Source organism: Desulfurobacterium indicum (assembly GCF_001968985.1).
GTDB lineage: Bacteria > Aquificota > Aquificia > Desulfurobacteriales > Desulfurobacteriaceae > Desulfurobacterium_A > Desulfurobacterium_A indicum.
Genome location: NZ_MOEN01000003.1, coordinates 1 through 23,110, shown reverse-complemented (window position 1 = coordinate 23,110; position 23,110 = coordinate 1). Strand labels below are relative to the sequence as shown.

Sequence of the window (23,110 nt, the reverse complement as noted above, 5' to 3'; positions counted from 1 at the left end):
TTACTCCTCTTTAAGTTCAACGCCGAAGAGTCCACTGAGCTTCTGCTTAAGAATGTTAGGGTTTGAACCTTTCTCAATAGCTTGAGCGGTCATAAGGTAGGCTTCTTTAAAAGTCATTGTTAAGTCTTTGTAATATTTCAATTTTTTAGTTGTTGGGATGCAAAGAACGTTTGCCAGAATGGCACCATACAACGTTGTAATCATAGCAACAGCCATACCGGGACCGAGGGCAGAAGGATCACTTAAGTTCTGGAGCATCTGGATAAGACCGATAAGCGTTCCGATCATACCGAAAGCCGGGAAAAGATCTCCTAAAGTCTCCCACACAGCAGCTTCCGTTGAGAGTTTCTGTTCTATTTGTGCCATTGCCGCTTCTGCGTTACTTTCAATTTCGGATATATCAAGACCGTCTATCAGCATGCGCATCACATTTCCCAGGAAAGGATCCCTAGCATAGAAATCGTCAATACTGGATTCAAGTGAAAGAATACCTTCCTTCCTTGCTCTTTTGGCTATATCTACCAGAAAATCAATGGTCTCAAGGGGATCTGGCATCCCGGGATTTATGGTTTTAAGGAAAGCTTTCAGTCCGCCTATATATTCAGCCATAGGAAAACCGGCCATTGCTGCAGAAAAACCGCCACCAACGGTAATTAAAAGAGATGGAATGTTTATGAAGGCTCCGGCACTTCCACCGATGAATATTGTTATAGCAATTAACAGGAAGGCTGCAACAAGACCTATCAGCGTTGCTATGTCCATAGGAACACCCCATTACTTATTGATAGTTATAAATATTTATCGGACTAAATGTCAAAAATTTTACCCGGATTAAGTATGTTATTGGGGTCAAGGGCTTTTTTAACTGCTACCATTTTTTCTATTGCTTTACCTACTTCAAGGGGCAAAAACTCCTTTTTCATAAATCCTATCCCGTGTTCTCCTGAAACAGAACCGCCAAGTTCTATAGTAAATCTAAATAGATCTCTTACAGCACTTTCAACTTTATCAGCTTCGTGGGGTTCAAACATGAAGTTGACATGTATATTTCCATCTCCAGCATGGCCAAAGTTAACAACCATTAAGTCGTATTTGTCGGCAATTTTGTAGGTTCCCTTTATCAATTCAGGTATTTTGCTTCTTTGAACGACAACATCTTCGTTTATCTTTTTAGGTTTTAGTTGAACAATAGCAGGAGATAGTTCTCTACGGGCTCTCCATATCTCTTTTCTCTCCTTTTCCGATTTGGCTTTCTTAATTGTTTTTGCACCGGCCTTTTTGCAAACCTCTAAGGCTCTATCTATAAGTATGTCAACGATTTCTCGGTATCCATCAACTTCAATTATCAATAGACCTCCTGCATCAGTTGGTAATCCTAATTTGGCGTAATTTTCCACAGCAACGATAGAATTTCTGTCAAGAAATTCCAGAGCCGTTGGGATTACTTTTGCCTTGAACATATCTGCAACTGCCTGGGCTGCTTCTTCTACATTGTCAAAAATTGCCATTGCCGTTCTTACATCTTCAGGTGTGGGAATCAACTTGAGATAGGCTTTTGTAATAACGGCGAGAGTTCCTTCACTTCCTATTATTAGATCTTTAAGATTATAACCGGCTACACTTTTTACCGTCCTTGCTCCTAACGTGGTTATCGTGCCGTCAGGAAAAACCGCTTCAAGCTGAAGCACATAATCTTTTGTAACTCCGTATTTCACACACCTGGGACCGCCCGCGTTTTCTGCAATGTTTCCACCTATAGTAGAGTATTTGTAACTTGAAGGATCAGGTGGATAGAAAAGTCCTCGTTTTCCCACCTCTTGCTGTAAAGTGTATGTTACAACACCAGATTCGGTTAAAACTCCCAGATTATCTTCGTCTATTTCAATAATTTTATTCATCTTTTCAGTGGTTAGAACTATCCCTCCGTTTTCCGGAGCGGCTCCTCCTGTTAATCCTGAACCTGCTCCCCGTGGATATACCGGTATCAGTTCTTCATTGGCAAAAGAAAGAATTTTGGAGACATCTTCAGGTGTTTCGGGGAATACAACAACATCCGGAATACCTCTCCCACCTGTAGGTGTGGCATCATATGAGTAGCTTATGCAGAAATCGGGAGAACTTTTAACTTTATCGCTTCCTATCAATGAACTTAAATGTTTTGCTATGTAATCTTTCCTTTTCATTTAGCCTCCTTGAAAGTGCATCTATCAAGCTTGAAAACGGTTTCGGGAAGTTTAACATTTTCTTCCCAGCTTTTAATAATGTAAGTAATGTCACTTCCATCATCGTTTAATACCTGAAAAGAAATAGGAACGATCTTGTCCTGTCTAAAAACTACTATTACTCTTTTATAGGTTAAATTATCTTTTAAAGGAACAAGTTCAAAAGCCACTTTATCTTTAAACTTTGCGTCAGAAACTACTCTAAAATAGTTGTTAAATTCTTGTGGGGATTCAAGTATTCTTATCATAGGTAGATAGTCTATTCCCTCTTTTAAAGAACTTTTGAAAAGTTTTTTCTCCTCGGGAATACAGGTATAGACCTCTTTTCCGTCGGAGACTATTTCCATTTCTGAATTTTTTGTATACACCCATTTAAATTTTGAGGGCCTTTTGTAATATATTTCTCCTTCATAGACATCTTTCTCATCAAGATCAGGATCAAGTCGGGTTATTTGAACAAAGGAAACTTTGAGTGTTTTAACCCTCTGGAGACTTTCAATAAAGGAAAGCAGGTTGTTTTCCGCAAGTGCTGATATTGCTGAAAGTAGAAAAACTAGCACAATATATAGGAGATATTTTTTCATCTGCCATTCCTCCTTAAATATACCGTATAATTATACTGTGTCTCATTCTAAACAGGTTATGGAGCTAAATATATGAGAATTATCGGCGGAAAGTATAAAGGAAGGCGTCTTTATTCGATGCCTAAAAGAAAGGATACAAAGCTTCTAAGGCCGACGACAGACAGAGTTAAAGAGTCGGTTTTTTCCATTCTTGATGAATATCTTGAAGGAACAAAATTTCTTGACCTTTTTGCAGGAACAGGTAATGTCGGAATAGAAGCTTTGAGCAGGGGAGCAAAAAAAGTCGTTTTTGTCGAATCTGATAGGCGTTTTTGTGATTTAATAAAAAAGAATTTAAAAAGCCTTGGTATTTCTCCTGACAGATACAGGATCATCTGTGATGATTATGTTAAAGTGCTAAAGAAACTGGGCAACAGCGGTGAAAAATTTGACTTCATATATGCCGATCCTCCCTATGAAAAGGGATATTACACAAAGATTGTTAATCTTGTTAAAAATCTCGACCTTTTAGATGAAAATGGACTGTTGATGCTTGAAGAGCCGAAGAAAAATCCGTTTTTACCTGAAGATAATCGCTGGATTATTGAAAGACGCCATTATGGAACCACTACACTGACATTTTTAAACTTTTCTCAATCGAATATGGAGGAGAATAATGTTTGAAATTTCAAAGAGTTTTACGTTCTCTGCCGCTCATTCTGTATTTTCACAACAGTTGAATCCGAAATGGACAAAAAATACGTATCCCAAGTGTCGCCGTCTACCCGGACATGGTCATAACTACAAACTTACGGTATATCTTGCTTCGGACAGTCTTGACCGCTCTCAGATGGTTACTGATTTTGGTCATCTTTCATGGTTTAAACGATTTCTTGATAGGTGTTTTGATCACAAACTTATTTTAAGCTCTCAAGATACAGGTAGTGTGATGTTTCTTGAAAAGCTCGGTATTCTTGAAGATGGGAAAGTTGTTCTTCCAGAGATAGAAAAAATGAAGCCGTCTTTAAAATTTTATGGAGTGAATAAGAATTTTACATTTGTTTCAGGAGAAATAGATGTTGAATCTGTTCCTCTTGATAATTTTCATTACTTAACGTTTGACAGCTTTTCATGTCCCGCATTTTCAGAAAAAAGCATTGTGGAGATCGATTTTTATCAAAGACTTCTTGATGGTATAGCGATTTTTAGCGAATCACCAACTTCAGAAAATATGGCCAGATTTTTCTTTAAATTTATTAATGAAAGTATTAAACCTATGGGAGTTACCTGTAGTAAGGTAACTATACAGGAGACAGAAACATCGTCTGCCACGTATATGGAATAAAGTATGGAACTGCTTCTTCCAGCTGGTAGCTTAAATCACACTTTTGCTGCTTTTGATTACGGTGCCGATGCTTGTTACCTTGGAATAGGAAGTTTAAACGCCAGAGCCGGAGCTATAAATTTTTCATTGGAAGATTATAGAAAAGCTCTTACGTTTGCCAGGAAGAGAGAAACAAAACTCTATCTTACTTTTAACACGTTGCTGAAAGAAAAAGAAATAGATCAAGTTTTTAAGATTATTGACGATATATATGATTTTTTACCGGACGGAATTATTGTTCAGGATATAGGTCTTGCCTCTTTAATAAAAAGGGAATTTCCCAAGGTTTCTCTAATAGCAAGCACACAGATGGGTTTTCACAATGTAAGCGGCATTAAGTTTGCAGAGGATTTTGGCTTTAAAAGGGTTATCCTTTCAAGGGAATTAACTTTAAAAGAGATAGAAAGTATAAGGAAGGCATCCTCAATTCAGCTGGAAGTTTTCATACATGGCGCTATCTGTTTTTCCTTCTCCGGATACTGTTTTGCTTCTTCTTTCCTCGGAGGAAATTCTGGAAACAGAGGCAAATGTTCTCAGGTATGCAGGATGCTTTTTAAAGGTGATGTGAATGGATTTGCTTTTAATCTTAAAGATCTTGCAGGTTTTGATTTTGTTAAGAAACTTTACGAGATAGGAATTGATAGTTTAAAGATAGAAGGTAGATTAAAAGATGAGCTTTACGTAGCTGTTAACGCTTTTGTTTACAGACAATTTATAGATATCGCGAAAGGAAAGATTTTTCTTGATAAAAAGGAACGTGAAAGATTAAAAAAACTATCTGCTATTGTCTTTTCACGAAAAAGGTGGAATGGTTATTTTGTTACCGATCATCCTGATGATTCGATAGATCCCAATTTTCCCGGGAATTACGGACTGTTTATAGGAAAGGTTAAAAGTGCTAAAAAAGGACAGATGATTCTTGATAGGCTTTCGTTTCCTTTAAGCAGGCATGATGGTATCCTGATTTTTGAAAATAAGGAGCCTGTGCCTGCAAAAGTTTTAAATGTAAAGGGAAATACTGTTTTTATTTCTTTGCATAAACGTTTTCGAAAAGGGAGTAAAGTTTATCTTGTTCATTCCGTAAGAGTTCAAAACAGGTTTCCCGTAAAAGTTTATAATCTGAAGCCTTTTAAACCTCAAATCTTTCTTTCCATCAGGTTAAGAGAAGGGTCAATAGATGTAAAAGCAGAAAATCGTGTTAGAGAGGTCGCAAAATCTTACTTTTTTTCTATGAGAACCGAACCTGCTCAGAAGGCACCTATTTGTGCCGATGACATTATTAAAGAATTTAAAAAAAGCGGGGATTTTTCCTTTGAAGCAGTAATAAACAGCGTAAAAATTGAGGAAGAATTCTTCGTAAGGCGAAGCGAGCTTTCAAAGATAAGAAAGGAGCTGTTTAGACTAATTGAAAAGGATCTATTTCCGAAAAAACATTATAGAACTTTTGAGAAAAGCTTTAAAAACGAAAAAAGATTATCTGCTATTTTTGTTGTAGATAAAAATAATCTTCCGGCATTTTTAAAGTTTTCAAAACGGCTGAAAAAAGATTTTGTACTCTTCGTTAAAACTTTTAATATTAATCTTTTGAAAGAGCTTATTGAAAAGGGGATGTCCCTCGGTTTGGTTATGCCGTTGATTTTGAAAACATATGAAGAAGAGAGTTTTCGCCAGTTTGTTCATCAGGCATTTAAGATAGGTATTAAAAACATTCTGGTTCCCCACTATTACGGGATTGAAATGCTTAAAGAACTTAATGGGTTAAATCTATTTGCCGATTACACAATTTATACTCTTAACAGGGAAAGTGCCGTTTTCCTAAAAAACCATTTTTCTTATCTAACGATAAGTGTTGAAGATGATAGGCAGAATATAGAATCACTATCTGATTTTTGTGACATTATTACCATCTATCAGGATACACCGCTTTTCCAGTCTCAAACATGTATTAAGAAAGTTTTCTTTTTCTGCCCAAACAAAAATATGGAAATATTCGAAAAATGCCTTTCTGATTACAGGATAGAAAAAGTTGCTGGAAAAATAAAGGATAGGTTTAAAGTGGAATTTGAAAATTGTAGAACAATTCTTCTTTGGGATAGAGCTTTCAATTTGAACAGATTGAGAAAGGATTTACCTCCTTTTATTCCAAGGTTTGATTTTGTCTATAAAACATACACGGAAGAGGAAATGGAAAAGATATTTTCAGGGATAAATCGAACCGGACACATCGCTAACACTTTAAGGGGACTGGCTTAAATCTTCCAAATAACGAATAATTGAATATAATTCGGTAAGCATTCTTATGAGGAGGAGAGAGAATGGCAGTTTGTAAAAGCATGTTCAATAAAATGTGTTTGAAGGATATTCCCCCTTCAGAGTTAAAAGGGAAAAAAGTTTTTGTAAGAGTTGATTTTAACGTACCGATAGACAACGGAGTAATAATGAATGACAAAAGAATCAGAGCGGCTCTACCTACAATTAACTACCTTATTGATCACGGTGCCAGAATCATTCTCTGTTCCCACCTTGACAGACCAAAAGGAAGAGATCCCCGTTACACTTTAAAACCTGTTGCCGAAAGGCTGGCAAGACTTCTGGAACAGCCTGTGAAGTTTATTCCAGACTGCATAGGAGAAGAGGTAGAGAAAGAAGTAAACAGTCTTTCTGACGGTGAAGTTGCCCTTCTTGAGAATGTGAGATTTTATCCTGAAGAGACAAAAAATGACGAAGAATTTGCAAAAAAGCTGGCTAAACTTGCAGACATATATGTTAACGATGCTTTTGGGACTGCTCACAGAAAGCATGCATCAACTTATGGAATAACAAAATTTGTGAATATTGCAGTTGCTGGTTTCTTGCTTCATAAAGAGATAGAGTATCTTCAAAAAGTTCTTGAGCATCCAGACAGACCGTTTGTTTTAATCATTGGTGGCTCTAAAGTTTCTAGTAAACTTCAAGTGATTGAAAATCTGCTTAAAGTTGTCGATAAGATGCTTATAGGTGGCGGCATGGCTTACACGTTTTTAAAAGCTGCTGGTTATGAGGTTGGAAAATCTCTCGTTGAAGATGATTTTATAGAAACTGCGAAAGAGATAATGGAAAAGGCCGATAGAAACTGTGTCAAACTGTATATTCCAGTTGACAGCATGAATGCTAAAGAGTTTAAAGAAAATACGGAAGTTAAGTTAACAACGTTTAAAGAGATTCCTGAAAATATGATGGGACTGGACATAGGACCTGCTACCACAAAGCTTTTTGAAGAGGCAATGGCAGACGCAAAAACGATAGTGTGGAACGGTCCTATGGGTGTTTTTGAGATGGAGAAGTTCAGATTTGGAACCATGGAAATAGGAAAGCTGGTTGCTTCTAAAAAGGAAGCTTTGACAATTGTCGGCGGCGGAGATAGTGTTGCTGCTCTTGAGCTTTTAGGCCTTGAACATTCGGTAGATCATGCTTCTACTGGTGGCGGTGCTTTCCTTGAGTTCCTGGCAGGAAAAGAATTGCCTGGAGTTATAGCTTTGTCGGATAAAAAATAAAAAAGGGGGGCAGCCCCCCTTTTTTCTTATCTATTACTGAGGTTTAGATTAGTCGTTTGCAACTTTCTTAACAAGTTCATAGGCTACCTTTGCCGCTGTTGCAGGACTTAACTTAGCAGAATTAAATTTAACGTGGAAAAGGTCTATCTTTCTGATATCTACACCTGCAATATCTTTGTAAAATTTCAGCTCTCTTTCATCTAACTGTTCAATCCTTTCTATTGCTTCTTCGATAGAAATACCGAGTTTTTCAGCACACATTTTTGCACGGTAATCCATAGGAGCTTCTATTTTTATATGAGCGGTATTTGGATATTCTGCTAAGATTGCGCAGGCAGCATGTCCTACAAGGATAACGTTATTTGAGAAAGCCATATTCATAATAACTTTCACGAGCATTTCCTTAAATTCCTCAAACGTCACCTCTTTTTCCTCTTCGCTCTCTCCTTTTAGTATGGAAAAGTCGAGAAATTTTCTGCTGAACTGGAGAAAATCCGCTAGAGAAAGCTTGGCAGCAAGATAGTTAAAATCGTCAAAATCTTCAAATTTATCGGTGGGAAGTCCCAATCTCTTTGCTGTCTGAATGAGGATTTCTTTATAAAGAACATCGTATCCAGTAAGTTTTGCCAATTCTTTAGCAAACTCCAGGCCTTTAGAACCATACTCAAAGGTAACAGTAACAACACCCATCTTTCCCTCCAGGATATTTTTAACTCTGTTTATTTTACCCTCAATAATTTTATCTCTCAGTATATTAATTATCTCAAAAAAGTCTGATTCTCTCAAGTTTTCCGGCAATCTTTTGGCAAACTCCGGAAGTCTTTCTTCCACAAAAGTGAGAAAATTTCCGGATACATTTTCAACTATCTCTTCATCTTCATAAAGTATATCAATCGCTTCCTCTATCCATTCCTTATTCAAATAACTCCTCCAGATCAACTGATGGCAGATCCTCTATACTTTTCAGTCCAAAGTGAACGAGAAAGTCATTGGTTGTTCCGTAAAGTTTTGGTCTTCCAGGACCTTTCTTCCGTCCAACAACCTGTATTAACCGCTTTTCGAGTAAACTTTTAATTGCACCGTCGGCAGTTCTTCCCCGGATGGTCTCAATTTCTTTCTTTGTTACCGGTTGCTTGTAAGCAACAATGGCAAGAACTTCAAGCAAATGTTTGGAAAGCTTTATCGGTTTGTCCTCAACAAACTTTTTGACGTAAGAAGATATTTCAGGCGCGGTATAAAACTTGTAGCCACCCGCTACCTCTTTTAGAATTACGCCGCCATCTGAATATTTACTTTTTATGCGTTTGAATGCTTTCTGTAGTTCGTCTATGTTAAGCTCAAGTTTTCTGGCAATTTCTTCTATTGTTACAGGTTCTTCTGAAACAAAAATAACAGCTTCCAGTATCTTTTCAACTTCCTGCATTTTCCGTCTCTCTTACCACTTTTAAGGTTGCATCTGGAATGGCAAATGATTTCATGATAGAAGAAAAAGAGCTTCTCAAGGTCTCATCAGTGTAAAGTTTTTTTAACAAATTTGCAAGACCTTTACCGTCTATTTCGGTTTGCCTCACAAGGAAGCATCCGTTTTTTTCCGCTACAGGTTTTGCATTGTAATACTGATGGTCGTCTACCGCATAAGGATAAGGTATAAATATAGAAGGAATGCCAAAATAACAGAGTTCAGACAGAGCAAGGGCACCGCTTCTTGAAATGGCAACATCAGTGCTTCTATAAAGTAGCCAGGGTTCTTCTGTAAAAGGTATAACCAGAGCTTTTATTCCAAGTCTGTCATATTTTTCCTGTAAACTATTTTCTTTCCCTTCTCCAGAAACGTGAATTACCTGTATGCTACTTTTATTTTCAAAATTTTTCAGCGCTTCCGGAACAATTTTGTTTAAAAACAAGGCTCCCTGGCTTCCGCCGAAAACCAATATGGTAAATTTCTCTTTATCAAGGTTCAGAATGCTTCTTGCGTAAGATTTGGAAAGTTTACACTTTAAAATTTCTTCTCTCAGAGGATTGCCGGTTAAAATCCCTTCCGGGAAAAATTTAAGGCAGTAGCTGTTTGCTATAAGAATTTTCCTTGCAAAATTACTTAAAAGTTTGTTCGTCTTTCCAGGTATGGAATTTTGCTCGTGTATGACAAGAGGAACTCCTGCAAACTTTGCTGCAAAACCGACCGGTATTGAAACATATCCTCCAAAAATGAGTATTCTTTCTGGTTTAAACCGTTTGATCATTGAAATAACTTTAACGGTTGAAGATAGGATAGAGAAGCCTCCTTTCAACATTTTTAGAGGTGTTTTTCCACTTACTCCCGAAACATTTATAAATTGCTTTTCACATGGAATAAGCTCGCTTTTCCTATACTCTATTCCTCTTTCTGTTCCTATGTATAAAACTTTATCACCATTTCTTATAAGTTCTTTGATAACGGCAACTGCCGGAAAGAAATGTCCTCCGGTTCCACCGCCGGCTACAACAATTCTCATCTATAACTTCCCTGGTCTATTTTTTCGAAATTCACACGGCTCTTCTCTGGCAATGAGCGGGCTATACTCATTAACAATCCCACAGCTATATACATTGAAATTAGAGATGTTCCTCCCTGACTTACAAATGGAAGAGTGATACCCGTGGTGGGAACTACACCTATGTTTACACCTATGTGAACGATTGCTTCAAGAAATATATACAACGTGAGGCCGAGAGATAAAAATTTTCCGAGCTTATCGTCGGTTCTGTCGGCAATCATAAGTCCGACAACAAGAATTGTGAAGAAAAGAAGAAGAACGATAAGTGCCATTATGAAACCACCCTCTTCACCTATGTGGGCGTAGATAAAATCACTGAAAGCAAGAGGCAAAAATGCAAGCTTCTGCTGTCCCTGTCCGATACCTACGCCTGTTATGCCACCTTTTGCAAACGAAACAAGTGCCTGCACCAGCTGATAGCTATCGTTTTTACCGGGAGCTTTATAGAAAGCAAAAGGATTAAACAACATTTTTATTCTTGCTATACGATAGGGAGCTGTTATCACGGCAATAACAAACATAAAAGTTCCGATTGCAAGAGGTGTAAAAATATACGTGAGACGAAAACCTGTAATAAATATCATTGCAAATATGGAAATAAAAACTATCATAGCAGAACCAAGATCTTTTTCTGCAAGAATCAGAAAAATAGGCAAAAATACAAGGAACATAAATCCTGCAAATACGGACATGTCATTCTCAATTTCATACCATTTTCTTTCAAGATAACTTGCTACAAATACTATGAGAGACACTTTAGCAAACTCTGCAGGTTGAAGGGATATTCCTGCTATCTTTATCCAGCTTCTTGCACCGTTAACCTCTTTTCCAAATAGAAGAACAAAAATTAGAATAAAAATTGTAAGACCGTAAACTGACCAGAGCCATCCTTTATTTTTAAGCTTCTTATAATCAAAAAATTTATAGGTTACATAGCAGACTATAAGGCTCAGGATAAAAGTTATTAGTTGCTTAACAAACAGGTAATAAGGGGATTCTCCCTTCATTCTACAAAAATAAGAGCTTCCCGTATATATAAAAATTAGACCTATTACTGTTAGTATTACCGATACTACGAATATTACTTTTCCAAGGGCATCTGATTTCATTTCAATTCCTCAACAATTTGTTTGAAAATTTTACCTCTCTCTTCAAAGTTTTTAAACATATCAAAACTTGAACAACCTGGAGAAAAGAGAATAATATCTCCACTTTTGGCTGCATTATAGGCAGAGAAAACAGCTTCTTCTAATGTTGCTTTAAACTCAGTTTCTGTTACGTTGGAAAACAATTTCTCCAATTTCCTCCCAGTTTCTCCTAAAAAAAATGCTTTCTTCACCCTTTCTTTAACCAGATTTTTGATGGGACTGAAATCTATTCCCTTATCTTTTCCGCCGGCGATAAGAATAACTTTATCAAAACTTAAAAGGGCTTTTTCCAGAGAGTCAACGTTTGTTGATTTTGAATCATTTATGAATGTTATTCCGTTTACTGTTTTTACAAATTCGAGTCTGTGTTCCAATCCTTTAAAATCCTGTAACGCGTTAACTGCCTCGTTAAGATTTATGTCCAAAGATTGAAGTATTAATAACGTTGCCATGAAATTTTGAATATTGTGGTATCCTCTTACGGGAAGGGAAGAGACCGGTAGAGAGAAATCTCTTACAACTATTTTTTCTCCATCGAAAAAGGCGTCGGCAGATTTTTCCATACTGAAAGTAAAAACATTCTTTTCTTTTAAGAAATCCTTTAATAACCGATCGTCGGCATTTAAAATTACATTTTGTTTAGTAAGTTTTAGCAATTTCAGTTTCGCCTGTGCATACTCTTCGAAAGTTTTGTATCTGTTTAAGTGATCAGGAGTAATATTTAGTATCGTAGAGACATCACACTTAAAATCTTTCAGATCTTCTATTTGATAACTTGAAAGTTCTATTACGGATATTGAAGTTTTGTCCGTTTCAGGTGCAAACTCAGAAACCGGAATACCGAAATTACCACCGATGAAAACCTTACCTTTCCATAATTTCTTCAACACATGATAAACAAGAGCGGTTGTTGTGCTTTTACCGTTTGTCCCTGTGATGCCTACTATTTTTCCTTTCATATATCTTGAAGCTATTTCTACTTCACCTAAAATTTCTACATTCTTTTCTCTGAAACAGCTTACTACTGGGTGAGATTGAGGAATCCCGGGAGACTTAATCACAAAACTCACATCTTCGGGAATTTCACAATCTTCCCTATCATCGTAATAAAAGACAGAGTAACCATTTTTTTCAAGCAACCTTCCGGCAGATAGACCACTTTTACCTTTTCCTATAATAAGCACGTTCATTACCAGAACCTCTTTATAGTTTATAATTGCTTTCGAGAACTTAAATTTATGGAGTTAACATGATTATTGAAAGGCTTGAAAATGGTGCAAATGTTATTTTGAAAAGCAGGAAAGATGTTTCTTCGGTTTCCGTTCAATTCTGGCTTAAAGCGGGTGCACTCTGGGAGGATGCTGAAAACAGAGGTATTGCTCATTTCCTTGAACATATGGTTTTCAATGGAACTCGTAATTATCCACCGGGGATTATAGAACAAATTGTTGAAAATAACGGAGGAGAAATAAACGCAGCAACATCTTATGATTATACATACTATTACATAACGATTCCCAAAGACCATGTTTTCACCGCTGTCAAGCTTTTAAAGGAGCTTGTTTTTTATCCTTTATTATTACCCGAAATGGTTGAGAAGGAAAAGCCGATAGTGCTTGAAGAAATAGCCCGTTCAGAGAATGATCCGAGGCAGATATTCTGGAGGAATTTTTATAAGAGAGTTTTTGAGAAAGTGAATTACCGTTATCCCATTTTAGGATTTAAAGATACTGTACAGTCATTTACCGATAGAGATTTAAAGGAATTTCATAAAAAGAATTATCATGCATCCAATCTGACGGTTGTCGTTACTGGCAATATCGATGAAGAAAAGCTCTTTTCTTTAGTTAAAGAAGAGTTGATAAACCTGTCTTCAGGAGAAACAAATATTCCTCCGTATGTTGTAGAGCCAAAACTTAAACCCGAAAATGAAATTGTTAAACATCCGGCGGTAGCCAATGCTCACGTTCTTATAGGCTGGAAACTTCCTGGGCTTTCTCAAGACGTTAATATTGCTGTATTAAGCGTTCTTGAATCTTATCTTTCTTACGGTAAAAGTTCTGCTTTCTACCAGAAAATAGTAGAAAACCAGATAGCTTATGCTGCAGTAGGAGCAAAGGATCTATTTCTCTCTTCAGGTCTGTTTTACATTTATGGAATAACTGAGCCTTCAAAGGTAGAAATTTTTAAGGATAAAGCATTGGATATCGTTAAATCATCTATAGACAAAGACACTTTTGAACTTGCAAAGAAAAAGGTTTTAAAAACAGAAATTTTCAAGAGAGAAAGCGTGGAATCTGAAGCCGAGGAACTTGGATATTCTGCTACCATTTTTGAAAATCTAAACTATTACGAAGAGTTTATAAGGGAAATTGAAGAGTTAACACTTGAAAAGTTCTTGGAAGGAATAGAATTCCTGAAAGATAATTATATTCAAATGACACTTTTACCCGAAGGAGGAATTAGGTGAAAAAAATATGGGAATTTATAGCTACGGGATTTTACAGTGGTAAGTTACCCAAAATGCCGGGAACCTGGGGATCCATCGTTGCGGCTATTTTTCTTTATTTTTTCTGGCCAGAAAATATTGTTTATCAATTGCTAATTGTTGCAGTAACATTTGTTTCGAGTGTAGTTTCGTCTCAATCTCTATCTGAACAGTTAGATGATAAAGATCCAGATAGTGTTGTTATTGATGAAATAATTGGAATGGAAATTGCCATGTTAGGTATAAAAGCAACCCTTCCCGTAGTGGTGGCCGCTTTGGTAATCTTTAGAATTATTGATATAATGAAGCCACCACCTATTAAGTTATTCGAAAAGTTACCAGGTGGTTTTGGTATAACTGTGGATGATATGTTTGCCGGCTTATACTCCAACATCCTTCTAAGGTTACTTATCTGGAGGCACTATGTTTAAAAAGATTCTTATAGCTAACAGAAGTGAAGTAGCTACAAGAGTGATTCGTGCATGTAAAGAACTTGGCATTAAAACAGTTGCTATCTATTCTGAAGCAGATGTGAATTCCCTTCACGTTAAAAAAGCAGATGAAGCCTATATGATTCATGGAGATCCAGTTAAAGCCTATTTGAATTATTACAAAATAGTTGACATAGCTCGTCGTGCAGGTGTTGATGCTATTCATCCTGGATACGGTTTCCTTTCAGAAAGGCCTGATTTCGCCGAGTACTGTCGAAAAAAAGGTGTTGAATTTATAGGACCTTCTGTGGAACATTTAAAAATGTTCGGAAGCAAACTTAAAGCAAAAAAGGTTATGAAAGAACTGGGTGTTCCGGTTGCAGAAGGAAGTGACAGAGCGGTAAGTGATATTGAAGAGGCCAAGGAACTTGCAAAAAAAATAGGCTATCCCGTTATGATAAAAGCATCTCACGGCGGCGGCGGTAGAGGTTTAAGAGTTGCCAGAAACGAAAAGGAACTTGTTAGTCAATTTAAAACTGCCGTTGCCGAAGCGGAAGCCGCTTTTGGTAAAGGAGAAGTTTTTATTGAAAAGTATATAGAAGAACCAAGACACATAGAAATTCAGATAATTGCTGACAAAAACGGTAACGTAGTTCACCTTGGTGAAAGAGACTGTTCCATGCAGAGACGCCACCAGAAAGTGCTTGAGATTGCTCCATCTCCTGTTCTTACGAAAAGACAGAGAGAAAAACTTGGGCAGATATGCGTAAGAGTAGCAAGAGAAATCGGCTATTATGGTGTTGGAACTTGGGAATTTTTAATGGATAAATATGGAAAGTTTTACTTTATGGAAGTGAACCCGAGACTTCAGGTTGAACACACCATAACAGAAGCCGTTACAGGTATAGACATTGTTCAAGAACAGATAAGAATAGCAGCTGGTATGAACCTCTCCTTTTCTCAAAAGAGTGTAAACATATACGGTTTTGCAATGCAGTTTAGAATCAATGCGGAAGATGTCACAAGAGATTTTGTTCCTTCTCCTGGAACAGTTACAGCTTACTACTCTCCTGGTGGTATAGGTGTTAGAATTGATGGAGTTGTCTATAAAGGTTACAAAATTCCTCCTTACTATGATTCCATGATTGCCAAGTTAATAGTTTGGGGAAGAAACTGGGATGAAGTTATAAGACGTTCAAGAAGAGCACTTGATGAATTTGTAATTAGAGGTGTTCCTACAACAATTCCTTTCTTTAAAAAGATATTAAACGATCCGGAGTTCATTCACGGTAAGTTTGACACATCCTTCATAGATAGAAAGATAAAAGAATTTACTTTTATCAAAGAGCCTGATCCAGAAATACTTGCTTTGGCTCTTTCTGCTGCGATTGCAGCACACCACGGACTTTAATCAGGAGGATTGAGCATGGAAAAGAAACTCCAGTTTACAGACGTAACATTGAGAGATGCCCATCAGTCTCTCTTTGCCACGAGGATGAAGACAAAAGACATGATAGATATAGCACCTGTTATTGACAAAGCAGGTTTTTGGTCTGTTGAAATGTGGGGAGGTGCTACATTTGATGCCTGCCTGAGATTTTTAAGAGAAGATCCATGGGAAAGATTAAAAATCCTGAGAAAACTTATGCCGAACTCAAAGCTTCAAATGCTTTTGAGAGGTCAAAATCTGGTAGGTTACAGACATTACCCTGATGATGTTGTTAAAGCTTTTGTAAGAAAAGCAGCCGAAAACGGGATAGATGTTTTCAGGGTTTTTGATGCTCTTAATGACCTTAGAAACGTTGAAGTTGCTGTAGAAACGGCGAAAGAATGCGGGAAGATAGTAGAAGGAGCGATATCTTACACAATAAGTCCCGTTCACACTGAAGATCTATACGTTGAACTTGCTCTTCAATACAAGGACATGGGTGTTGATATCATAACGATAAAAGACATGGCGAGCCTTTTGTCTCCAGAAAAGGCATATTCCCTTGTAAAGGCGATAAAGGAAGAAACAGGTCTTCCTGTTCATATTCATACCCACTGCACGAGTGGTATGGCTGAGATGACACAGCTCAAAGCAGCCGAAGCTGGAGCAGATCTTTTTGATGTTGCCATTTCACCAATGGCTTCAGATACTTCACACCCGGCTACCGAAACGATGGCTTATGTTCTAAAAGAACTTGGATATGAAATAGATCTTGATAAAGAAGCTCTTGCAAAAATGGCAAAACACTTTAAAGAAGTAAGGAAACACTACCAAAAATATGACATGAATTTTAAAGGTGTAGATGCAGGAGTTCTTGAACATCAAATCCCCGGCGGAATGATGTCAAACCTTGTCAATCAACTTAAAGAACAGGGCGCTCTTGATAGATTAGAAGAAGTTTTAAAGGAGATTCCAAGAGTTAGAGAAGATCTCGGTTATCCTCCCCTTGTTACACCTACAAGTCAGATAGTCGGAACACAGGCAGTTCTTAATGTTCTTGCAGGTGAAAGATATAAGATGATTACTCAGGAAACCAAGAATTATGTAAAAGGACTTTACGGTAAACCTCCAGCTCCAATAAAAGAAGAGATTATCAAAAAAATTCTTGGAGATGAGCAGCCTATTACCTGCAGGCCTGCAGATTTGCTTGAACCTGAACTAGAACGGAGAAGAAAGGAAATCGAAGGCCTTGCAAGATCCGAAGAAGATGTTCTTTCTTACTGCCTCTTTCCACAGGTTGCAAAAGAGTTTTTTGAATGGAGAGAAAAAGTTGAGAAAGGAGAGATTCCTGCGATTTCTGAAGAAGATCTTGCAGATACGCTCGAGGAAGAAAAGCTGTGTCCTCAACCTCTTGCTCCGACAGAATTTATTATCAACGTTCACGGTGAAAGCTACCATGTAAAGATTGCAGGCGTTGGACACAAAACTGACGGAAAAAAACCTTATTTCATTAAGATAGACGGTAGGCTTGAAGAAGTTGTCGTCGAACCACTCGTTGAAGTTGTTCCGACTGCCGGAGAAGTAGAAATCAGCGGTGGACTTACAAGTAGTTCTAAACGTCCAAAGGCAATAAAAGAAGGTGACGTTACATCACCAATGCCTGCAAAGGTTGTTGAGATAAAAGTTAAAGAAGGTGATCAGGTTAACGAAGGAGACGTTGTTGCCATTGTTGAAGCGATGAAAATGCAGAACGAAGTCCACGCACCTATAAGTGGAACTGTTAAAGCTATCTATGTAAAGCCCGGTGATCAGATTAACCCTGACGAAGTAATAATGACAATAGAATAAGCAGGAGAGAAGTATGCCAAAAATAATACTTGTCAGACATGGAAAAACTGTCTGGAACGCAGAAGGAAGATATCAGGGGAAGATGGATATTCCGTTAAACGAAGAGGGAAAGGAACAGGCAAGAAAAGCAGGAGAGGCTTTGAAGAATTTTCCCGTAAAGGCAGTTTTTGCCAGTCCTCTCAAAAGGTGTTACGACACTGCGGCCGAAATAGCAAAGCATCATAATCTTTCTGTTCAAACAGAAGAAGGTTTTAAAGAAATTGACCACGGAGAATGGGAAGGACTTTTAGCAAGTGACGTAGAGAAAAAATATCCAAAACTTTTAAAGCTATGGAGAGAAAAACCGGCAGAAGTGAGAATGCCGGGAGAAGGTGGAGAAACCCTCCAGGACGTTTATGACAGAGCTGTAAAAGCTTTTGAAAAAGTTGTGTCTCAGTTTGATGATGATGACTTAATTGTTATAGTGGGTCATGACGCTACAAATAAAGTTATAATGTGCCATGTTCTGGAGACAGACCTCAATAAGTTTTGGGCATTTAAGCAGGCAAACTGTGGAATAACTGTTCTTGAATACAATCCGAAAACGAAGAATGTCATTGTTCACGTTGCAAATGCTACAGGCCATTTAGGTAAAGACATTGATTTTGAAATTCAAAAATCACTTTAAAGGGGGGAGTTTTTCCCCTCCTTTCAGGTTGATGAATGGCAGTACTTCTTGATCTTTCAGAAAAGTTTGGAAACTTAAAAGAAGCTACTTTCCTTCAAAGAAAAAACCGTTTTGTAGGTGAATGTCTGTTAAACGGAAAAATCATAACCTGTCATATTGCTGATACCGGAAGGTTGAAGGAAATTCTTGTAAAAGGTAGGAAAATTCTGATCTCATTAAATCCTCCTCATCTTAAAACAGACTCAAAACTTATAGCGGCAAAAATGAAAGAAGGTTTTATATTGCTAAATACTTCCATTCATTCTTTAATTGGAGAAGCTGCTATAAAACAGGGTATTTTAGGTTTTATCCCGAAAAGTTTAAAAAAAGAGGTAACTATCGGGAAAAGTCGAATAGACTTTTTAGTCGATGGAAGCCACTACGTTGAACTTAAAGGGTGTAATCTGCGGAAAGATGAAATTTGCCTTTTTCCTGACGCTCCCACTAAAAGAGGAAAAAAGCATCTGGAAGAACTTATAAGGCTAAAAGAAAAAGGATTTTGCACATATATACTTCTGATGATTTTAAGAGATGCTAAGTTTTTCAAGCCTAACGAGCAAACAGATCCGCAGTTCGCCGAAACTTTCTACATGGCACTTGATAAAGGAGTTGAATTTAAAGCTTTCAAAGTAAAAATAGAAAACGGTAAAATAATATTAAATGGAACGGTAAAATTGCTCTACTAAACAGTTTGTAAGTGAATATTCTGATATGAAAAGTGCTCGGGATAGTACCACCATAACTCTGGAGAAGGTTTGGGAAATTGCATTTCCCTCAACCTTTCGAAGTTAACGTATGAATAAGCTCTTGAAAGCTTTCTTTTCAATATTTCATCAAGCCTGTTTATGACTCTTCTTGCTGCAGAAGGAACTTCCTTCTTTCTTTTAAGATACTTTTCAATTTCGCTACGGACATCAAGAACCATACTCCATTGAAGAAGATTTCTCTCATCCAACCCTTCAAGGTAAAGCTCATAGAAGAACAGCAGATTATCAATCTTTCTCATTGTTTTCCCCTTTACCTCATTTGAAACTGTTATCGGCAAAAGGGAAAAAATTTTTAAGATAGGGGAATTTCCCCTATCTTCTAAAATGCTGCACCGGTTTTTCATTTAAAGGTAACTCTTTAAGTTTTTTTCTTTGAGCCGTTAAATTTTTAACCATATCCACAAAACTTTCTGCATATCCAAAATAGGTATTCACCCCTTTACCGTGAAGTTTTTGCGCTGTTACGAATGTTACGTATCCATCCTTGCCTGAAGCAACGTAACTATTAGTTACCACTGTGTAAAGTTTATTCATTTTTATTGGATGCCAGATTCCTGTCCTTCTCTCCATGATTTCTATGTTATAGACTCTGCTTCCGTAAGGTTTACTCAGATCAACATCGTATCGAATCCCATAAACATAAGGGAAAGAACCGGTAGAACCGTGTTTATCCATAAAGTTTGAAATTGCATCTTCAAGGACCTGCTTCACCTCTTTTCCAGTCATTTTTATCGTGTAGAGAGTATTGCTGAAAGGCAACATTTTATAAACTTCTCCGATAGTAATATTCCCTTCATCTAAAGGAGTTCTCACGCCACCTGCGTTTTGAATAGCAATATCTGCATCTTTGACCTTCAGGTAGAAAGATTTTGCAACAAGAGGAGCAATTTCACTTCCGTGCTCAGGCAGGTAGCTGACTCCATCCCATTTATCCCCTGGTATTCTATTGTGTCCTAGAAATTGGGCAGATACTCCTATTACCTGTTTCTTTAATCTGTCAACCTTAGAAGAGTATCTGGCAAGAATTCTTGTGGCATCTTTATCTGCCGGTAATACCTCAAGTTTCCCATCACTTTTTGCTATCTCTTTACCTATTGCTATCCTTTCTTCTATTGAAACAGGAACTTTCTTCCCGTTTTCCTTTTTCAAAAATTTATCTTTAAGAACAACTGTTGAAACACCATTACAATCTATCACGTTTCCATCTGCATCAAATTTTACCTTTAAGTCCCCAACGGCATATCCATATTCCCAGGCAGAAGCAACACAAACTTTTTTGCCGTCTGGAGATTTAACTGTAACTGGATAGGTTGGATAGGCACTTTTTAAACCATAAGCAGTATAATTACCAAGAAGAGAATGGGAATCTCCATCAATAATGACATCAATTCCCTTAACTTCTTTTGCCATAGATATGTCGTTTTTCATTCCAAAATGGCTAAGGACAATAATCTTATCAACTCCCTTATTCTTCAGCTCAGAAATGTATTTTCTTACTGTTGCCTTTTCATCTAAAAACTTTATATCTTTCCCAGGGTTGGAAGAATTTTTAGTCTTCTGAGAATACCCTATACCTATGATGCCAATCTTTTCACCGTCTCTTTTAATTATTCTGTAAGGTTTCCAATATCCGTAGAGTGAACTATCTTTTTCAGGAACAATATTTGCACTTACCACAGGTGCTTTCAATCTATCTAAAAACAGTTTTAAGCCTCTGTCTCCATTATCAAACTCGTGATTTCCGATTGTAACGGCATCCCACTTAATAAGATTGAGAAGATCTGCCGTAGCGTTGCCATGAAACAGAACATAATAGAGCGTGCCCTGAATCATATCTCCGGCATTAAGAATTACAGGATTTTCAGACTGCCTCTGTAATTCTTTTATTTTCGTTATTGCTCTGTTTAGACCTCCCATATAAACATAGTATTTTTTTTCGTTAAACAGCAACTTTCTTCTGTCCGATTTTAAGTGAGAGTGGATATCATTCATGTGAATGATAGTGATAGTTACAGGTTTTTCAGGGGTGGTCTTCAAACAGTTTCTTTTTAAGCCGCAGGAACTTAAAACAGCAGCAACCGTTGCGAGAGCAACAAATTTTCTCATTTTTTTCCTCCTTAAAGTTTTAATTATGATAAGGAGGAAAATGTCAATACTTTGTTAAGTTTTTATTCTGCCATGTCTAAAACCGTTGAAATCAACATCCAGAATGGGAAAATAGCCACTGTCAAAATACCAGTAAAAAATGAAGCAATTAAAAACGATGCTATTTCAATAATGAGGATTCCTTTCTCTCTCATTGAGACCTGACGAGTCATACTGGTACCTCCTTCAAATTTTTTCTATTACTAAATTTTTGCCTGATCTTCTTAATATCCTTAACAAATATTTATAACTATAAAATTTTATGGTTAGCTATATCCGGATATTCTCAAAAATATCGAACCATTCGCCCTTCAAGCGAATTTTGCTTTTGGAGAGTATATTTATATTTACTGTTCTGTTATAGGTAAAATATATGGCTATTTTTCTATTAACTATTTATATTTATGGTTAATAAATGTAGGTAGCCGAGGCGAGTTCAGACAGACAACTGTGTTTCAGTCGATGTTCAGAAAGAATGACTATAGAAAATTGACATTTGTTATAGTCAATGATAAAATTCGAGTATAGAGGAAAGATATTGCTAATCAATCTCTTGGGGGCAATATGAAGTTTTCTCAGGCAGTTGAACTGTTTCTCAACTTTAAATCAAAGGAACTGGCTGAAAGAACTATCAAAGAATACAGAAAGGATCTATCTATTTTCAAAGAACTGATAGGTGACAAAGAAGTAGAAGAGATAAAAACATCAGACATCATGATCTTTAGAGGAAGTTTAAACTGCAGTCCTTCTCTCATAAACAGGCGTCTTTCTGCCCTCAACTCATTTTTTAACTTTTTAGTTGACATGGAAGTTATAAAAAACAATCCTGTTAAAAAGTCTTTAAGGATAAGAAAGGTTAAACAAAAAGTTCCAGAAGCACTTTCTTACGAAGAAGTGAATAAGGTTTTTCAGGCGGCCAGAAAGAGGTGTTATAGAGATTATTTAATGGTGAAAACAATCCTTTTCTGCGGACTGCGTATCTCAGAACTTTTATCCTTAAATAAAAAAGACATAGTTACTGCAAAGGGAAGAAAAGTCTTAAGAGTTGTTGGAAAGGGAGGTAAGGAGAGATTTATACCTCTTCCGGAAGATTTTTCACGAGAACTTGAAACATACATAAACTCTTTAGACGGTGAAAAACTGTTTCCTTTAACCTACCAGGGGGCGAAATACATCTTTAACAGAATAGCCGAAGAAACAGGAGTAAAACTACATCCCCATAAGTTAAGGCACACTTTTGCCACAATTTTAGTTGATAGAGGTGTTGACATAAGAATCATACAGGCATTCTTAGGCCATGCATCGCCAAACACAACTGCAAGATATGCTAAGGTTCGCGATGATGTTATGTTTAAAGTTGCCGACAAAGTTTTTAGCAGTGTAGGTTAACTATTAATATTTATGGTTAATTAACTTTTTTAACATTTCATGCAATAAATTGAAACTTGCAAATCTGCTTTTGAGGAACAATTGAAAAATTGGCCGGTTATTGTTCTTGATATAACGTATCGTCCATTTACGCTGTTTTCTCACACAAAAGCGTTTATTCTCACCTATACAGGCAGAGCTGAGTGTCTGGAATATTACAAGCACTTTTCAATAAAAACTGTTAATAGAGAATATAATGCACCTATGGTAATAAAAGTGGCTATTTTGAAAAAAGAGTGGAGCCGCTCTTCACCAACAAGGAAAACTATTTTTCTGAGAGATAACTTTAGATGTGCCTACTGTGGAAAATACTTAAAAGATAATAATGTAACAGTGGATCACATAATTCCTAAAAGCAAGGAAGGCAAATGGGAATGGGAAAATTTGGTTACTGCATGCAAGGAATGGGTTGTGTCAATAATTTTGTGTAAACCATTAGGAGTACCTCCTGGAGAACATATCCTGAAGTTCTTCCTTAGCCTCA

The 23,110-nt window shown here is 37.0% G+C and carries 23 protein-coding genes; 12 read left to right on the top strand and 11 right to left on the bottom strand.

All coding sequences use genetic code 11. The features are described 5' to 3' along the window. The 3 genes from BLW93_RS01260 to BLW93_RS01250 are packed head-to-tail and all read right to left on the bottom strand — an operon-like array spanning position 1 to position 2,806. The gene (locus BLW93_RS01260; protein ID WP_076712301.1) at positions 1-762 is read right to left on the bottom strand and encodes a motility protein A; all 762 of its coding nucleotides are present in this window, start codon (positions 760-762) and stop codon (positions 1-3) included. A 44-nt stretch (positions 763-806) separates the two neighbouring features. Then, positions 807-2,183 (bottom strand): FAD-binding oxidoreductase, encoded by a 1,377-nt coding sequence (locus BLW93_RS01255; protein WP_076712300.1) that lies wholly within the window; start codon positions 2,181-2,183, stop codon positions 807-809. Then, on the bottom strand, positions 2,180-2,806 hold the full coding sequence (locus BLW93_RS01250) for a LolA family protein (RefSeq protein ID WP_076712299.1): 627 nt from the start codon (positions 2,804-2,806) through the stop codon (positions 2,180-2,182). Before BLW93_RS01250 ends, BLW93_RS01255 begins: the two co-directional genes overlap by 4 nt. A 72-nt stretch (positions 2,807-2,878) precedes the next feature. Between BLW93_RS01250 and rsmD the strand changes: the two genes are divergently transcribed. The 4 genes from rsmD to BLW93_RS01230 all read left to right on the top strand — a co-directional run bounded on the left by rsmD (position 2,879) and on the right by BLW93_RS01230 (position 7,702). Beyond that, positions 2,879-3,469 (top strand): 16S rRNA (guanine(966)-N(2))-methyltransferase RsmD, encoded by a 591-nt coding sequence (gene rsmD, locus BLW93_RS01245; RefSeq protein WP_076712298.1) that lies wholly within the window; start codon positions 2,879-2,881, stop codon positions 3,467-3,469. Further along, positions 3,462-4,130: a 6-pyruvoyl trahydropterin synthase family protein gene (locus BLW93_RS01240; protein WP_076712297.1), complete on the top strand. Its 669-nt coding sequence runs from the start codon at positions 3,462-3,464 to the stop codon at positions 4,128-4,130. The genes rsmD and BLW93_RS01240 overlap by 8 nt, the downstream gene beginning before the upstream one ends. Before the next feature lie 3 nt (positions 4,131-4,133). After that, positions 4,134-6,422 carry a peptidase U32 family protein gene (locus BLW93_RS01235; RefSeq protein ID WP_076712296.1) on the top strand — a complete coding sequence of 763 codons (2,289 nt, stop codon included), beginning with the start codon at positions 4,134-4,136 and terminating at the stop codon, positions 6,420-6,422. An 80-nt stretch (positions 6,423-6,502) separates the two neighbouring features. After that, on the top strand, positions 6,503-7,702 hold the full coding sequence (locus BLW93_RS01230) for a phosphoglycerate kinase (RefSeq protein WP_076712368.1): 1,200 nt from the start codon (positions 6,503-6,505) through the stop codon (positions 7,700-7,702). Between the two features lie 48 nt (positions 7,703-7,750). Here the strand turns inward: BLW93_RS01230 and BLW93_RS01225 are convergent, their stop codons facing one another. From BLW93_RS01225 to murD, 5 genes are read right to left on the bottom strand one after another with little or no spacing between them, the layout of a single operon-like run. Beyond that, positions 7,751-8,623 carry a cytidylate kinase-like family protein gene (locus tag BLW93_RS01225; RefSeq protein ID WP_076712295.1) on the bottom strand — a complete coding sequence of 291 codons (873 nt, stop codon included), beginning with the start codon at positions 8,621-8,623 and terminating at the stop codon, positions 7,751-7,753. After that, positions 8,616-9,125 carry an SMC-Scp complex subunit ScpB gene (gene scpB / locus BLW93_RS01220; RefSeq protein WP_076712294.1) on the bottom strand — a complete coding sequence of 170 codons (510 nt, stop codon included), beginning with the start codon at positions 9,123-9,125 and terminating at the stop codon, positions 8,616-8,618. The genes BLW93_RS01225 and scpB overlap by 8 nt, the downstream gene beginning before the upstream one ends. Continuing rightward, positions 9,112-10,194, bottom strand: coding sequence for an undecaprenyldiphospho-muramoylpentapeptide beta-N-acetylglucosaminyltransferase (gene murG / locus BLW93_RS01215; RefSeq protein WP_076712293.1), 1,083 nt, complete (start codon positions 10,192-10,194; stop codon positions 9,112-9,114). Before murG ends, scpB begins: the two co-directional genes overlap by 14 nt. Further along, positions 10,191-11,345, bottom strand: a complete 1,155-nt coding sequence (locus tag BLW93_RS01210; protein ID WP_076712292.1) for an FtsW/RodA/SpoVE family cell cycle protein — start codon at positions 11,343-11,345, stop codon at positions 10,191-10,193. The genes murG and BLW93_RS01210 overlap by 4 nt, the downstream gene beginning before the upstream one ends. Then, positions 11,342-12,574 (bottom strand): UDP-N-acetylmuramoyl-L-alanine--D-glutamate ligase, encoded by a 1,233-nt coding sequence (gene murD / locus BLW93_RS01205; protein WP_076712291.1) that lies wholly within the window; start codon positions 12,572-12,574, stop codon positions 11,342-11,344. The genes BLW93_RS01210 and murD overlap by 4 nt, the downstream gene beginning before the upstream one ends. A 59-nt stretch (positions 12,575-12,633) precedes the next feature. Here murD and BLW93_RS01200 point away from each other — a divergent pair, with 59 nt between their 5' ends. The 6 genes from BLW93_RS01200 to sfsA are packed head-to-tail and all read left to right on the top strand — an operon-like array spanning position 12,634 to position 18,972. Then, positions 12,634-13,854 (top strand): M16 family metallopeptidase, encoded by a 1,221-nt coding sequence (locus tag BLW93_RS01200; protein WP_076712290.1) that lies wholly within the window; start codon positions 12,634-12,636, stop codon positions 13,852-13,854. Then, entirely contained in the window at positions 13,851-14,303 is a 453-nt protein-coding gene (locus tag BLW93_RS01195; protein WP_076712289.1) for a phosphatidylglycerophosphatase A family protein, read from the top strand. The genes BLW93_RS01200 and BLW93_RS01195 overlap by 4 nt, the downstream gene beginning before the upstream one ends. Next, positions 14,296-15,714 (top strand): acetyl-CoA carboxylase biotin carboxylase subunit, encoded by a 1,419-nt coding sequence (gene accC / locus BLW93_RS01190; RefSeq protein ID WP_076712288.1) that lies wholly within the window; start codon positions 14,296-14,298, stop codon positions 15,712-15,714. The genes BLW93_RS01195 and accC overlap by 8 nt, the downstream gene beginning before the upstream one ends. A 15-nt stretch (positions 15,715-15,729) precedes the next feature. Beyond that, positions 15,730-17,580, top strand: a complete 1,851-nt coding sequence (oadA, locus tag BLW93_RS01185) for a sodium-extruding oxaloacetate decarboxylase subunit alpha (RefSeq protein ID WP_076712287.1) — start codon at positions 15,730-15,732, stop codon at positions 17,578-17,580. A gap of 13 nt (positions 17,581-17,593) precedes the next feature. Next, on the top strand, positions 17,594-18,247 hold the full coding sequence (locus BLW93_RS01180; protein ID WP_076712286.1) for a histidine phosphatase family protein: 654 nt from the start codon (positions 17,594-17,596) through the stop codon (positions 18,245-18,247). A gap of 35 nt (positions 18,248-18,282) precedes the next feature. Beyond that, positions 18,283-18,972, top strand: a complete 690-nt coding sequence (sfsA, locus tag BLW93_RS01175) for a DNA/RNA nuclease SfsA (RefSeq protein ID WP_076712285.1) — start codon at positions 18,283-18,285, stop codon at positions 18,970-18,972. Here sfsA and BLW93_RS01170 read toward each other — a convergent pair. The 3 genes from BLW93_RS01170 to BLW93_RS08790 all read right to left on the bottom strand — a co-directional run bounded on the left by BLW93_RS01170 (position 18,969) and on the right by BLW93_RS08790 (position 21,371). Then, positions 18,969-19,292, bottom strand: coding sequence for a hypothetical protein (locus tag BLW93_RS01170; RefSeq protein WP_144443982.1), 324 nt, complete (start codon positions 19,290-19,292; stop codon positions 18,969-18,971). The two genes, sfsA and BLW93_RS01170, sit on opposite strands and share 4 nt — an antisense overlap. A 73-nt stretch (positions 19,293-19,365) precedes the next feature. After that, the gene (gene nadN, locus BLW93_RS01165) at positions 19,366-21,159 is read right to left on the bottom strand and encodes an NAD nucleotidase (protein ID WP_076712283.1); all 1,794 of its coding nucleotides are present in this window, start codon (positions 21,157-21,159) and stop codon (positions 19,366-19,368) included. Between the two features lie 62 nt (positions 21,160-21,221). Then, on the bottom strand, positions 21,222-21,371 hold the full coding sequence (locus BLW93_RS08790; protein ID WP_158025366.1) for a hypothetical protein: 150 nt from the start codon (positions 21,369-21,371) through the stop codon (positions 21,222-21,224). 391 nt (positions 21,372-21,762) lie between these two features. Between BLW93_RS08790 and BLW93_RS01160 the strand changes: the two genes are divergently transcribed. Together BLW93_RS01160 and BLW93_RS01155 are read left to right on the top strand one after the other, a co-directional pair. Beyond that, positions 21,763-22,587 (top strand): tyrosine-type recombinase/integrase, encoded by an 825-nt coding sequence (locus BLW93_RS01160; RefSeq protein WP_076712282.1) that lies wholly within the window; start codon positions 21,763-21,765, stop codon positions 22,585-22,587. A gap of 81 nt (positions 22,588-22,668) precedes the next feature. Further along, positions 22,669-23,110: HNH endonuclease (locus BLW93_RS01155; protein ID WP_076712281.1), on the top strand; the 442-nt coding region annotated here is incomplete at its 3' end.